Origin of the sequence: Brevibacillus laterosporus (assembly GCF_030489605.1) — a bacterium.
GTDB lineage: Bacteria > Bacillota > Bacilli > Brevibacillales > Brevibacillaceae > Brevibacillus_B > Brevibacillus_B laterosporus_E.
On sequence record NZ_JAUKFY010000009.1, the window covers coordinates 108,050 to 122,159 of the forward strand.

The window sequence follows — 14,110 nt, forward strand, 5'->3', positions numbered from 1 at the left end:
CCGATACCAGCGTGTAACGCTGGCTTGGCCTTGATATGGAGTGGCGAGATGTGCCAGGCTGGTTTAGCGGACAGGTCGCTTTTTGACCTGGCTGATAAGCCTTGTCCTGCACACTCGCAGAGGCTCCATGTCAGGGCTGAGGCGTTAGCCCCTTGGTTCCACCGAGGTTGCCCAGCACCCATATAACATGCTGGGCTGTAATTACAACCAAAGTGAGGTAGATGCCTTGATACTGAAAGCAATTGACACAATCGAACTTGGATTAATAGTAGAAGATTATCAAACTGCTTTTTCTGCTTATCTTGAGCAATTTGAAAAACTAAAAAAAGCTGCTCAAGAATCAATGGATATCCAAACCATCTCGATTGGTAACCTTGTACTCACCGTTGAGCGAACCGGTATTCCTTTTTACACTTACAAATTAACTAGTAAAGACTTTTCTATCTGCTTTGTAAAAACCGAGATGAATTCTAATCCACCTATTGTAGTTAAATTCTTCTCTGAATATTTATGGTCATACGGTTGTAAGCAAGCTTATCAAAATTTCTTGAACTGGTTTTCTAATTTTGATGCGATTCTATTGACTAATAAACTTTCACGCACTGATATTTGTGTGGATACCGATGAGGTAGTTTTCAAGCAAATTGATTCTAAAGGAGTGGTTTCTAGAGCAAGAAAAAAAGAAGAACGATTCGTTCCAAGTGAATTTTCTGAGGGTCGTGAATTTAGTGGTCTAAAGATCGGAGCGAGAGGCAGTTTGCACTGTCGTATCTACAACAAGCTTATAGAGTTAACTGTGTCTGGGAAAACATGGTTTAAACAAATTTGGCAAGAAAACGGCTGGGATGAATCAAAAGTTGTTTGGCGAGTTGAATTTGAAATAAGAAGGCATATTTTAAAACAATTTGCTATTAACACCATAGAAGAATTGCTTCAAAAGGAGGATAGATTGTGGGCATATCTTACTGGGGAATGGCTTTCTATTAGACAACCTTCAAAGGACAATGTTAGTAGATGGAAGGTTAAGAGAAAATGGAAGATCATTGAGAGCGCAGGACTGAATTATCAGCCTTCCCCACTAGTTAGAAAAGTAATTAAACAAGGGAACCTCTTACAATTACTGAATCAAACTGCTGGGCTAATGTTGTCTGTAGCAGCACTTAGTAAGCACGATAATATTGAGGACACCAGTAAAGTAATTCAATCATGGGTCGAAGTAAAACTATCCCATAAAAACTCAACGTTCAATCAAGAAATGCATCTAAGAAGAGATAGATACTTATTACCTAATCAAAATGAACATGGAGAGATGGAAAATGATCAATAATACCCAAACGAAAAAAATTGAAGATTATCCCTTGGTTTTAAATGCTTCAGATTTGTCAGAAATAATTGGTGTATCTAAACGTGTGGCTTATGAGATCATGGAGCGAAATAACTTCCCTCTTATTCGTATAGGTCGATGCAAACGAGTTGCTAGAGACTCATTCTTTTCTTGGCTCAATATGCAATCTGGTAACTCAATCGTATGAAAGGATACTTTAGAAAACGTGGTAACACATGGTCGTTCACTGTAGATATAGGAAGAAAACCAGATGGCTCCAGAGAGCAAAAAACAAAAGGCGGTTTCAAAACAAAAAAGGAAGCTGAAAAAGCATGTGCTGAATTAATTACCCTTATTGGAAGAAATAATTACATAGAACCATCCAAAAAAGCGATATCTGACCTTATGCTCGAATGGTTAGACTATCAGTTAAAAGCTACTTTACGTTTATCCACCTATGAAAACTATTCAAAAGCTATTTTAAAACGCCTAATCCCTGCATTTGGACATGTTAAATTAGGAGAGTTAAAACCAGTACACATCCAAAAATACTATAAAAGACTTCAAGATGAAAACCTTACTCCGGAGTACATCACATACTTACATGCAATTATGCGAAGTTTTATGAAGTATCAGATTAGGATACAGAATATTCAATCTAATATTTTTGATTTGGTTGATCCACCTACCATACGAAAAAAAGAAAAGGCAGTGTGGTCAATTGAAGAAATTAATCGCTTTCTAAGTATAGCCAAAGAAGAAAAAAATCATAACTTTTACATGATTTATCTCATTGCCATCTATACAGGATTACGTAGAGGTGAGGTTCTAGCTTTACGTTGGAAAGATATTGATTTAACAAATGGAAAACTCAGTGTTTGCCAAAATCTCTATTATTCGAAAGGGGGTGAATTTCATTTTTGGGAGCCAAAAACAGGTCGCTCTAATCGTCTCGTATCCATTCCTGAATCCTTGGTAAAAGAACTTCAAGTCCATAAAGAATTACAACAACATCATATAACTAAAGTCGGAGAAATCTATGACGATCTTGGTCTAGTCATTGCAAATGAGTTAGGAGTTCCTATTCATCCAAGAAGCCTAACAGATAATTTTAGAAGACTAATAAAGAAAAGTAATGTTACTAAGATTAGATTTCATGATTTACGACATACTCATGCAACAATCCTTTTACAGTTGGGTGAACATGTAAAAATCGTATCTGAGCGTCTTGGTCATTCTGATGCCTCCATGACAATGAATGTTTATAGTCATGTCACTAGGGATATGCAAGAGCAGACAGCTAGAAGATTTGAAGAAGCCATGAAATTAAAAAAGCTCATTGAGTTTTAAACATTACTGATTTTCTACTAATTAAATAATGATGGAGGTAATTAAATGAGCAATAGAGTAAAATTTCTTTCAACAATTTCTGAACATGGGTTTGATATTAATAAGCCCTTCGATATCAGATGCTCTGGAAATGAAAACGGAGTAACCCTTTCCATATTAATTCAAGGAGATGAGAAAAATCATTGGAACTCAGATATTAGACTGGCCGCAATAAAGCAATTGATCTGGGAGCTAGACATAAAAAGTGAATGTAACGCGGATTATAATATATTCCAAAAATATATGTTAACGATACTAGACTCAATAGGAAATGTAATTAGTTGGGCTACTCCCTATGATGAAGAACGCAATATAGAAAAAGTAAAACGTTTTATAGAAGATTCCTTAGTAACAAAAATTGTGGAAGACGCTACTCAAGAAGGATTAATTGATCAATATGACGATGATGATATTGATTTCTCTCTTTGAAAGTTATTGGAAGGAGTTGATTCTACAATGAATCGTGAACAAGCAATTTTTATCGAGTTAATGATGGATCTAGATTTTTTCGGAGCAACAGAGGCAATAATTTTTGCGTTTGATGATTTCATTCGGAATTTTGATATAAAACAACTTTCTGATTTAGAAGTTCATCAAAGAGCGAAGGAATGTTTATTACGATACCAATCTGTACTTTTGGAAGATGATTTTCTTTATGAGAAACGACAAGATGTTTTAGAAAAACTAGATTTAGAAGATGCAGTTTGGGAGTTTTTAGATGAAGATAACAAACCTACATTTGAACAAAAAATTTAAAGGAGTGTCCCCTAATGAATACAGTTAAAGTAATACGCGATGGAAAGTGGACTGAAGTTGAAACATATGAAATTATTAAAGGTGAAAAATTTCGTATGATAGAATCTTCAGGAAAGATTTTCTCGGAGATGTTAGCAACTAGTGCTCCTATGTTAAAAGATGGGACATAGGTAATAGATGCCCAACTTATAAAATTCTTTTAACTGCAAATCTACATGCTAAAAAACTATATATGTAAAGCTTCTGTGGTCAAAATGTGGTCATTCTCCCTATCCTACCAAATAATCAAAACAAAAAACCCTTGTATCCCAAGGGTTTTCGCCATTTATTTACGGTTAAGCAAAGCCACACTCTCCACATGCCCTGTATGCGGAAACATATCCACCGGCTGCACTTCTACAACCTCATACTTCTCCGCTAACACCTTCAAATCCCGCGCCAACGTAGACGGGTTACAGGACACATATACCACTTTCTTCGGTTGCATTTGCAAAATGGTTGTTAATAAGGCCTCGTCGCAGCCTTTACGCGGCGGGTCAACGACTATCACATCAGCCACAATCCCTTGCTTGCGCCAATTCGGAATCACAACCTCGGCGGGTCCGACTTCAAAGCTGACGTTGTCCAAACCATTTAGCTCCGCATTTTTTTTCGCATCAGCAATGGCCTCTGGTACAATTTCTACACCGTACACGCGCTTGGCCTTTTGAGCTAGGAACAGCGAGATCGTTCCGATACCGCAATATGCATCAATTACGGTCTCATTTCCTTCTAGCCCTGCGTATTCCAGCGTTTTGCTGTACAGCACATCTGTCTGTTCGGGGTTCACCTGATAAAAGGAGCGGGCCGAGATCGCGAACTTAATTGGTCCAATATAATCGTAAATAACGTCATCGCCCCACAACGTGAAGGTTTGATCTCCGAAAATTACGTTGGTTTTTCGCTCGTTTACGTTTTGAACAATGCTTTTGACTCCTGGTAATTCTGCACGGATGAGCTGGATGAGCTGTTCTCTTTCTGGCAGAAACGCCTCTGTCGTGATAAGCACTACCATGAGGTCTCCTGTTTTGGCACCTACTTTTGCTACGACATGGCGCAATAAGCCTGTGTGCTTTACCTCGTTGTATGGCTCAATTCCCAGGCGCTCTGCGATCCGCTTCACCGTGGCTACCACTTCATCGTTGGCTTGATGCTGGATCAGGCATTCGTTGATATCGATAATATCATGCGATTTTTCAGCATAGAAGCCGCCGATAAGCGCACCGTTTTCCTCTCCAATCGGCACCTGTGCCTTATTACGATACCGCCACGGGTCTGTCATTCCGAGGGTAGGAAGTACCTTCACAGTCTTTGCTGGTTCATCGTTATGTGATGTAGCCGCTGCTGAAGGAGAGGAAGCTTTTTCAGAAAACGAAGCTTCGCCATTCGCCATTCCTTCTGCTGTAGCCGCTTTACTGGATACGATATTTGTTGCCACGCTTTGTCCACTAGCTGCAGCCTCTGCTGCTACTTTTCCCACCAAGCTCTTCTGCTGCTCACCCTCGATAGAGAACCCGCCAATTCGGCGCAGGTTATCCATGACGATCTGCTGCTTGTGTCGCAGTTGCTCACGATATACGAGGTGCTGTAAGGAACAGCCGCCGCAACGATCGTAGACCAGACAGGGTGGCTCCGCTCGATGCTGGCTTGCAGCCGTTATTTCGAGCAATTGAGCATAGCCAAAGCTTTTTTTGGCATGAACGACCTTTGCCTTGACGGTTTCCCCAGGCAATGCCCCTTTCACAAATAAGGTGTAGCCGTTATATCTGCCTACCCCTTCCGCTTCATGGTTCAGACCGGTTATCTCTATGTCCACCACCTGCTCTAGCTGCACAGGATAATTCTTAGACTGTTGCTCCTTTGATCGATTCGTTTGTTTTCTCTGTTTATTGCCGCGTTGCAGTTTTCCTGTTCCTGATTTTCTCACTCTGTCTAGCTCCTTTAATAAGCATAAATCTATGTCATGGTACAAAAATCTCAAAATGATTGGCAAGGGTGTAGCACTCACACGGTAATTCTCCACCCAATTCTCCATCCAGATTTAGAAGTACCTGTTGTTTGTCCTTGGCTGTTGCTTTGATATAATCCGCTTGAAAATATAAAACATGAGGGTCTTTAATGTGGTCCCCTTTGATGGCCATGGTAACGATACGTACGATTTCCGGCAAGGTTGCCTTCTTTAAGACGATGCAATCGAGCTTTCCATCTGAAAGGCTGGCTGCAGGGGCTATCTTCTCAAAGCCACCTACAGAATTGCTATTCGAAATAAGAAAAAGCATAACTTCCTCATCGACCATGACCTGATTACGTGTCTCGATGCGAATATGTGTCGGCGTGATAAACGGAAGCTTTTCTATCCCTTTTAAATAGTAGGCAAGCTGTCCCACCACGGTTTTTAATTTGCTCGGCACTTCGTAGGTTAGTTCGGTTAGTGTTCCACCGCCAGCTATATTAATGAAATAACGGTCGTTCATTTTGCCAACGTCTATTTTTTGGGTGTGACCGGCTGCGATGATTTGACTTGCTTTTTTTAACGATCTTGGTATACCTAAGGCTCTGGCAAAATCGTTAGTTGTACCAGCAGGAATAATCCCCAGCTTAGGTCTATTTTTCTTTTCCGCCATGCCATTGATTACTTCATAAATAGTACCGTCCCCACCGGCTGCGATAACAAGGTCAAACTGTCTGGAAACGGCTCGGGCAGCCTCTCTGGTAGCGTCTCCTTCCCCCTTGGTAGCATGACAAGACGTTTCATATCCGGCCCTTTCCAGCGTCTCTAAAATCTCTGGCAACTGACGGCGAACAGCTTCACGCCCTGAGGTCGGATTATAGATTAGACGTGCTCTCTTCACTCGCGTCCCCTTCTTCCGTTACGTATATATTTTTGAATTTTATCATGATACCATACCCATCATATCCTGTATGACCATTTTTGGGAATCATTATGCGGCTTGTCACATGATTTTGCCTATTTTATCCGCTCTGCTCATGGTACTATTAGTGAAAAGACGACTTGTACGAGGGGTGTATGCAGTTTGACGAAGCGTATGATTGTAGGAGTAGATATCGGGGGAACCACGATTAAGATAGCTTTATTAGATCCGAATGGGGAAATTATTACAAAAACACAAATTCCTACTCCTGTTTCTGAGGGAGAAGATGCTATTATCCAGCAGATGACAAATACAATTGACCGACTGATGGCTGAGCAGGGTTTCACCAAAGAAGAAGCCTATGGAATTGGCATCGGTGTGCCTGGCCCGGTAGATACAGACACGGGCTTTGTATATGAAGCGGTGAATCTGGGTCTTAAGGATACTGCGTTGAAGGCTAAAACAGAAGCTTTGACTGGTTTGCCCACATATGTAGAAAACGACGCCAATGCAGCCGCTCTCGGTGAGATGTGGCGCGGTGCGGGACAAGGGACCGATAACCTGGTTGCTATTACACTCGGCACAGGTATTGGCGGCGGAATCATTATTGACGGCAAGATCGTCCATGGTGTAAAAGGAGTAGGAGGCGAAATCGGTCACGTAACTGTTAACCCGGATGGCCCGCTATGCAATTGCGGTAAAAGGGGCTGCATGGAGCGGTATGGTTCAGCAACAGCCATTATTTTAGGGATAGAGACAGCGGCGAAGGAAGGTCGCAGTGCGCATTTAGCCAAACAGCTAGCAGAGAAAGGCTCCTTAACTGCCAAAGATGCATTTGATGCAGCCGCAGAAGGAGATTTAGCAGCTCAGGAGGTTATTGACCAGGCCGCGTTTTATACCGGATTTGGCCTTTCGCACATAGCCAACCTGCTGAACCCTGCCAAAATTGTAATCGGTGGCGGTGTATCTGCAGCAGGTGACGCTCTATTTTCGCTGATCCGTAAGTCTTTTGATTCCTACACATGGAAAATTGCCGCGGATTCATGCGAAATCCTGCCGGCTACACTGGGTAATGACGCCGGTGTGATTGGGGCTGGCTGGCTAGTAAAGCAAGGGGAATCCAAGTAAATCCAGTAGTGATTTCTATCAATAGCTAGTAGATGAAGATGACTGTTAGAATCGTTATCCTGATTCTGTGATTATGTCAGTTCTGCTGATCGGTTATAACTATTATACAAGCTTGGCTCCTACTAAGAGCCAAGCTATTTTTTATTTCACTAATAAATTCTCCCGTTTAAAGAACTTCGCTGCCACTTTAATCGCTATGATTACATAGACAAGCGAGGTGAACATTACTAGAAGAGCATGCATGGGTTGAAGCTCACCATAGAAAATCTCTTTAAAAATCGCCACTCCATTAAAGATCGGCAGCAAATAGTACGCATATGGAATATCAATCGGATTAAGAGGCATCATCAGGTAAGCCGGTACTAATCCTACCAAGACGAGTGGTGTCATGTATGTCTGTGCTTCCTTAAAGGATTTGGCAAAGGAACTAATGCTTAGCATGACGCCGGCAAACATAGCTGCCAGCAATATTAGCACCACAAACAACACGATGAGCGAGCTAGTGGTGAAAAATTGCAAGGAGAGTCCTCCCGCATCGTGATTAATGGGGATAAACGAAAAAATTACCGATACACTAAGCACCGAAGCCAACGAGCTGACGCCACTCATAATCATGACGGTAAATAGCTTCGCTGTTAACACGCTATTAGCTGTTATCGGGGCACTTATCAATGTCTCCAGTGTACCTCGTTCCTTCTCTCCTGCAATTAAATCTGTTGCGGCTGGCAAGCCCCCAGAGATGAGCGAAGCAATCATAAGGATAATCAGAACCCCGGATAAAATACTTCCAGACACCTTCTCATCGCTTGCTACGCTTTCAAATGTGGTTTGCATTGGCTCTATCGCCCCAATCGTCAAGCCCACACGCTGTAAACGCTTGGAGACAACCTCTTTTTCATATTCTTTTATGGATTTTTCAATTAACGTTTTCGCATAAGTAGACTTTTGGTTAGAAGGATCGTACCAAACTGTAATATCAACAGACTCACCAGCTTGAAGCTTACTCTGCAAATGCTCCGGTAATCTAATGAACGCTCTTGCATCACCATTCTTAATTGCTGCTAGGGGGTCTTCTACCTGAATCATTTTTACACCAACATTTTTTTGCAAGATTTTCACAAGCGGATGCTGACTATCTGCATTAACAATCAGCGGCACGAAGGATTGCGCCTCTTTGGCTACCCCATTCATAGAAAAAGACATTAGAAAGACCAGTAATGGAACAACCACCAAAGGAATGACTAACGCTCCAATCCACGTTTTTCGGTCCCGAATTAGGTCGGTCATTTCCTTTTGAAAGACAATCCAGATATGCTGTCTATTCATTTTCTTTCTCACCTCCGACCGCTCGCATAAAGATGTCGTCCATATCCTGCAGATCATAGCGTTTGCGCAAATCCGAGATGGTGCCCTCCACAATCATCTTTCCTTTATGCATGATCGTTACTCTGGAGCATAGCTTCTCTACTTCCCCCATGTTATGCGTGGAAAATAAAATCGTTTTGTTCTGTTGCTGTAATTCTTTAATTAATCGCCGAAATACACTAGCTGCTGTAATATCTAACCCTGTGGTAGGCTCGTCAAATAAAATTACCTTAGGATCATGCACTAACGATCTGGCAATCGCTACCTTTTGCCGCATTCCGCGGGAAAAAGGCCCCACACGACGATCCAAGAATTCACTCATGTCCAATTGCTTGCTAACCTGTTCAATCCGCTGATCTAAGAGCTTCTGGTCCAGCCCATGCAGCTTTCCTATGTATTGAATATTTTCCCTTGCTGTCAGCCTAGCGTACAGCTCCACATCTCCGCCAAACAATAATCCAATACGCTTGCGGACTTCCATCGGATGTGTTTTAACCGAATAACCATCCATGATAATATCGCCGCTGGTAGGAGTCAAAATTGTCGCCATCATGCGCATCGTAGTAGTCTTACCCGCTCCATTTTCCCCCAAAAGCCCCAGTACCTCTCCCGGTCGACACAGAAGCGATAGTCTGTCGACAGCAACGACATCTTTAAATGCTTTTGTCACATTCTGTACTTCAATCATAGATACCCTCTCTTTCTTGAAAAAAACGCGGTTCTGCCTAATTCTGCTCGTTTCCCCAGCTTTTTTATTTTATGTAGGCATCCCTTTGCTTTGTGACTATACATTTTTTTCATAAATAGATACAATGAAAGCTTGCAGGGATTATTGCTTCACTTCTTCTATTTTACCGCAAGTTTCTCCGACTGCCTTACACAAGAAAAAAGAAGGCCTCTATTGATCAGCCTTCTTGTAGATTATTCTAACCGCTACGCATTATGCACCTGTTCATCTACAACTTCTTGAAGCCACTTCGCTACAAAAGGATGCGGCAGGTATGTTTTACCGCTGTAGGCATAGTTTAAGCCATCCAGATTGGAGGGGATGACCTTCTTAGTGAAATATCCCTCGCTTAAGAATAATGGAATCACAATCGTCCTGCCTTGATTGATTGCTTCCTCCGCCCGAGAACGAAGATTGTCCGGATGCAAAGTTCCATAGGTAGCCTCAGAGAATTTCAAGCGCTCCTTCAGAGTCTTGGTCATGCTCTGTAATACTTCTTCCCACTTCCGATGATTTTCACCTTCGTCTGCTCCGTGTCCAACCAGGAACAGGATCTCTTCTTGCGGATCTGAGGAAAGCTCTCGAATCCGTTCTTCTAAAATATCTAAAATAAACGGGTGATCGTTCATTGGCGGGCAATAAATCATTTCCATTGTTGTTTGCAATCTTTCCCAATCAGCATCCAATTTATTATCGGTAGCACCTAACAAATAGCCGATCTCATCAATATGTGTACTGCCTTCTGCAACAAAAAGGGGAATCGCAATGACTTTTTCTACACCGCGAGCCTCAAGTTCTCGTAGACCATCCTCAATGAGGCGTCCTTCTACCATTTCCAGAAAACAGGTGGTGTAAGGTACCCGGATGTCTAAACTAGCAACTGCTTGATCCACGAGCTCTACCCATGCTGCACTGCTGGAACCATGACCTATTATGAGTACTCCGACTTGCTTCATTCCGTGCTTCGCCCCTCTATCTATGTCGTTTCTTGTTTGCGATTGTAGATCATATAACCGCTAAATAAGAATAGTTATCAAATAATACAAATTCTATTATGCAAAAATTCGAGGGGAACTGCAATCATTCAAGTGTCATAAACGCGCGTTGTCACAAAAATGTGATATTTTGGTCAAAAATATGTCTATTTCTACTCTGTATCGACGGAATTTTGGCATCTCATACTAATGATGAATATTTTTCTTTCCACTTTTCTATAGAAAACGTTGCAAATAGCTTAGTGAATGATTCAGCGTCATTAAAATAGTGGCGTGATTCTTTGGCCTGAGGATTTTGTTCTAAAAAAAGAGTAGCTGCTACTTGATTGACAGGCACTCCTTCCTTCTCTTGATCGTACACTCCCTGTTGGGCTAGAAGTTTCTCGAAATAGCGGACATAGGTAACAGTAAGCGTTTTCGTTTCTGTCCCTACTTGATAAATGACAACTGATCGTTCAAAGGTGTCAGCAGGTGAGCCTCCTTTTCCAGCGGGCACACTTTCCCCTATAACAGACAGAATTTTCATTATCTCTTCCCCTTTTATTCGCATACTCGCAGACCTATATCCTTTATTATAGAATAGAGTGACTATTTCCACAAACTAGTGCATTCCTTTTTAACCCATTACAAGCGTCTTTTCATCTCATAATATCTAGTTTGAGCAATTTTTTAGCAGGAAGTGTATTACATCCAAATTCATACATTTACATTCTCGCCTTGCTAAGCAGTAGCAGTGTTGATTCTTGTCGTCCTGTACACTCGATTTCAGAGTAAACCGACACACAAGTGACTCCTTAGCAAAGCGTGTCATTTCTTGGGAAATAAATCCGACATCTTAGGTGACAGTCAATGGTCGCTCATATACCTTCCGAATTAGCTCCTCCACCTCAGCTTCATGCATGGATATATCACCAACTTCTCCCCATCTGCCTATGCTAGTAATTAAATCTATAGAAGTAACCAAACGTTTGTCGTAAAGAAACGTTACTTGTTTATCAATCAGCTCATAGGTAACGCCCGCTGGTAATGGGAATGGTTGAGGAATTGTCTTATACTCAACCTGTAACATGCTAGGTAATCCAATCTGTTCACGCAATTGCTCGATACTGCCGTCTGAAATGATCGTACCATGGTTGATAATCATCACTCTCGAACAAATAGATTCTATATCATCCATATCATGTGTGGTGAGGAGAATCGTTTTTTGCTCTTGTTTATTGATCTGCTGTAAAAAAGTCCGAATATTGGTTTTCGCAACCACATCCAGCCCGATTGTCGGTTCATCTAAAAACAATACATCCGGATTATGCAGCAAGGCAGCCACCAGATCAGCTCTCATGCGTTGCCCTAAAGATAGTTTACGTACAGGTGTATCAATAAACTCTTCTATATGTAAAAGCTCATCATACTGCAATAAGCGCGAACGATACTCCGCCTCCTCAACCTTGTACATTTCCTTGATAATTTCAAAAGAATCACGGACAGGCAAGTCCCACCATAGCTGGGTACGTTGCCCAAATACTACGCCAATTTGATGAGCCAGCTTTCTACGCTGACGCTCCGGATGCAGACCGCTAACCCTGATTTCACCGGAAGAAGGATGCAAAATGCCGCAAAGCATTTTAATGGTTGTAGATTTTCCTGCTCCGTTTGGGCCAATGTAGCCGACCGCTTCTCCTTTGCCAATCTCAAAAGAAATATCATGAACGGCATGTACAATTCGTTTTTCCCGTGAAAAAAGGCTGCGAATCGAGGAAAAACGACCCGTTTTCGGCTTTGCCAGCTCAAAATGCTTATGAATTCCTCGTGCTATAATCATCGTCATTCCTCCACTCCTTCCTCTATTAATTGCCTGTGCTGTGATAATGCCTGATACCAAAATTCCAAAAGGAAATAGCCGCTCCAAGGAAAGCAAGGGCAATAAGCGGGCTAACCAGTAGTTGTATCCAGCTTCCTCCCTTGTCTAGTAAATAAGAAAGAGCGGTATAGTTAACAAACGCAATCGGCATCAATGTAAAAAACAATGTTTTTAACCATCCGGTATACAAGCTGATCGGATATTTAGAAGCATTCATGGGAGCATAAAATAAGAAAACCTGTAAATCACTGATTCTTCCCAGCCAAAAGCTGAATGTAGCTACGATCAGCGACAAAGAAAAACAGATTAGCGCTCCCCCTATAATGATAATAGGCATCCACATCAGGATCCCTGTAATATCCTGTCCATGCCTCACCAGTTGAAAAAAAGAGTAGCCGCAGACAAGCATACCCTGTCCTAATTGTCCCAGTCTGCCAATATCAAGATTGCGACTTAAAAGCAAAACCAATGGAGAGATGGGGCGAATTAATAACTGATCGAATTCTCCCTGTAATATGTATTTTTCAAATTCATGAATTTCGCAAGCAAACATTCGGAACAACGCCTCTGAAATGCTAGCAAACCCAAAAATTAACCCTAATTCATAGAGAGTCCACCCTTGGATGTCAGTAAACTTCCATAATAATACGGTTATTCCCAAAAAATCGACTAAAAGCAAGAGCCCTATCATCACATTCGAAATAATGAAATTCCATTTATATTGCATCCGTGAGCGGATACTTGCTCGCAGTAAACGTCCGTAAATTCTCAGCATCGCTCGCTCTCCCTCCTAACCGCCTTGGATTTCCAAGCGTTTTTGTGCGAATCTAGCCAAGATCATATTACATACGGTCAGCAAAATAACCCACACCGCCTGGATAAAGATAGCTTGTGGAGCCTGCTTTTCTAGTAGAATCATGCTTGGATAATAGAGGATACCTGCATAAGGCAAGTAAGATAGGATCATCTCAAAAGAACGAGGGAAAAATTCCAAGGGTAACATTTGACCACCTAGTAATAGCATGAAGGACTGATTTAAATAGTGAGCCCATTTTACTTCGGTACTCCAAAAAGCTAAAATACCCACCATGAAATATAAATTAAGGCCAATCCCCACCGCACAGAAAGCCGATAAGAAAAACCATACTAAGGTTATGAATTTCGTAGGCACATAAAAACCAACAACACAGGAAAGAATCAAATAAATCGGAAGAAACCGATGGAAAAAATTATAAATAACCCGGCCTATTTCCTGACTCACTGTATAAAAATAAAAATGAATGGGTTTCATGATATGCAGGGAGATTTGTCCCGTACGAACCCATTCAGGTATAGAAAGTCCTGGAGTAAGAAAAGTAGTGATCCATAGCATACATTGGGTGAGAACCAAATAAAAGAGAACATCATGTAAAGCAAGAGGACTGAGTGCTTCTTTTCCATTCATGACACCTGTCCAAATCGCCATCATGACAAAGCTGAAAATACAGCTTCCTAGCGTGTTAATAAAATGAGCCATGCGATACTGAATGCTTGCCTTGTAGGTTTTAACAGCCAGTACATAATAAACCATAGCCTCCCTCCTTTATCTACCTGCATTTTTATTCTGAAAAATCAGTCAAGAGTTCCATATTAGCAAAATCTACTTTCTTTGTAAAG

General features: G+C 41.5%; 15 protein-coding genes. 6 read left to right on the top strand and 9 right to left on the bottom strand.

Annotated features, from left to right (window positions below):
• The first annotated feature begins 226 nt into the window (after positions 1–226).
• The 5 genes from QZ995_RS12015 to QZ995_RS12035 all read left to right on the top strand — a co-directional run bounded on the left by QZ995_RS12015 (position 227) and on the right by QZ995_RS12035 (position 3,639).
• On the top strand, positions 227–1,327 hold the full coding sequence (locus QZ995_RS12015; protein WP_018673667.1) for a hypothetical protein: 1,101 nt from the start codon (positions 227–229) through the stop codon (positions 1,325–1,327).
• 201 nt (positions 1,328–1,528) lie between these two features.
• Entirely contained in the window at positions 1,529–2,674 is a 1,146-nt protein-coding gene (locus QZ995_RS12020) for a tyrosine-type recombinase/integrase (RefSeq protein WP_104031944.1), read from the top strand.
• Between the two features lie 45 nt (positions 2,675–2,719).
• Positions 2,720–3,142: a hypothetical protein gene (locus QZ995_RS12025; protein ID WP_018673664.1), complete on the top strand. Its 423-nt coding sequence runs from the start codon at positions 2,720–2,722 to the stop codon at positions 3,140–3,142.
• A 27-nt stretch (positions 3,143–3,169) separates the two neighbouring features.
• Entirely contained in the window at positions 3,170–3,469 is a 300-nt protein-coding gene (locus QZ995_RS12030) for a hypothetical protein (RefSeq protein WP_104031945.1), read from the top strand.
• A gap of 14 nt (positions 3,470–3,483) precedes the next feature.
• Positions 3,484–3,639, top strand: a complete 156-nt coding sequence (locus QZ995_RS12035) for a hypothetical protein (protein ID WP_301807051.1) — start codon at positions 3,484–3,486, stop codon at positions 3,637–3,639.
• A gap of 155 nt (positions 3,640–3,794) precedes the next feature.
• Here QZ995_RS12035 and rlmD read toward each other — a convergent pair whose 3' ends face one another.
• Positions 3,795–5,435: a 23S rRNA (uracil(1939)-C(5))-methyltransferase RlmD gene (gene rlmD / locus QZ995_RS12040; RefSeq protein WP_301807054.1), complete on the bottom strand. Its 1,641-nt coding sequence runs from the start codon at positions 5,433–5,435 to the stop codon at positions 3,795–3,797.
• A 34-nt stretch (positions 5,436–5,469) separates the two neighbouring features.
• Positions 5,470–6,360 carry a diacylglycerol kinase gene (locus QZ995_RS12045; protein ID WP_301807056.1) on the bottom strand — a complete coding sequence of 297 codons (891 nt, stop codon included), beginning with the start codon at positions 6,358–6,360 and terminating at the stop codon, positions 5,470–5,472.
• A gap of 183 nt (positions 6,361–6,543) precedes the next feature.
• On the opposite strand from QZ995_RS12045, the gene QZ995_RS12050 reads away from it, so the two are divergent.
• Positions 6,544–7,509: an ROK family glucokinase gene (locus tag QZ995_RS12050; protein WP_301807058.1), complete on the top strand. Its 966-nt coding sequence runs from the start codon at positions 6,544–6,546 to the stop codon at positions 7,507–7,509.
• Between the two features lie 141 nt (positions 7,510–7,650).
• On the opposite strand, the gene QZ995_RS12055 is transcribed toward QZ995_RS12050, so the two are convergent.
• From QZ995_RS12055 to QZ995_RS12085, 7 genes are all read right to left on the bottom strand, one after another.
• The gene (locus QZ995_RS12055) at positions 7,651–8,835 is read right to left on the bottom strand and encodes an ABC transporter permease (RefSeq protein WP_301807060.1); all 1,185 of its coding nucleotides are present in this window, start codon (positions 8,833–8,835) and stop codon (positions 7,651–7,653) included.
• On the bottom strand, positions 8,828–9,562 hold the full coding sequence (locus QZ995_RS12060; RefSeq protein ID WP_031412046.1) for an ABC transporter ATP-binding protein: 735 nt from the start codon (positions 9,560–9,562) through the stop codon (positions 8,828–8,830). Before QZ995_RS12060 ends, QZ995_RS12055 begins: the two co-directional genes overlap by 8 nt.
• A gap of 245 nt (positions 9,563–9,807) precedes the next feature.
• Positions 9,808–10,557 (bottom strand): sirohydrochlorin chelatase, encoded by a 750-nt coding sequence (locus QZ995_RS12065; RefSeq protein ID WP_301807064.1) that lies wholly within the window; start codon positions 10,555–10,557, stop codon positions 9,808–9,810.
• 220 nt (positions 10,558–10,777) lie between these two features.
• Positions 10,778–11,122, bottom strand: a complete 345-nt coding sequence (locus tag QZ995_RS12070) for a hypothetical protein (protein WP_031412049.1) — start codon at positions 11,120–11,122, stop codon at positions 10,778–10,780.
• 309 nt (positions 11,123–11,431) lie between these two features.
• Positions 11,432–12,415 carry an ABC transporter ATP-binding protein gene (locus QZ995_RS12075; RefSeq protein WP_301807067.1) on the bottom strand — a complete coding sequence of 328 codons (984 nt, stop codon included), beginning with the start codon at positions 12,413–12,415 and terminating at the stop codon, positions 11,432–11,434.
• 25 nt (positions 12,416–12,440) lie between these two features.
• Positions 12,441–13,229, bottom strand: coding sequence for an ABC transporter permease (locus tag QZ995_RS12080; RefSeq protein WP_301807069.1), 789 nt, complete (start codon positions 13,227–13,229; stop codon positions 12,441–12,443).
• A gap of 15 nt (positions 13,230–13,244) precedes the next feature.
• Entirely contained in the window at positions 13,245–14,024 is a 780-nt protein-coding gene (locus QZ995_RS12085) for an ABC transporter permease (RefSeq protein WP_301807071.1), read from the bottom strand.
• Positions 14,025–14,110 lie beyond the last annotated feature (86 nt).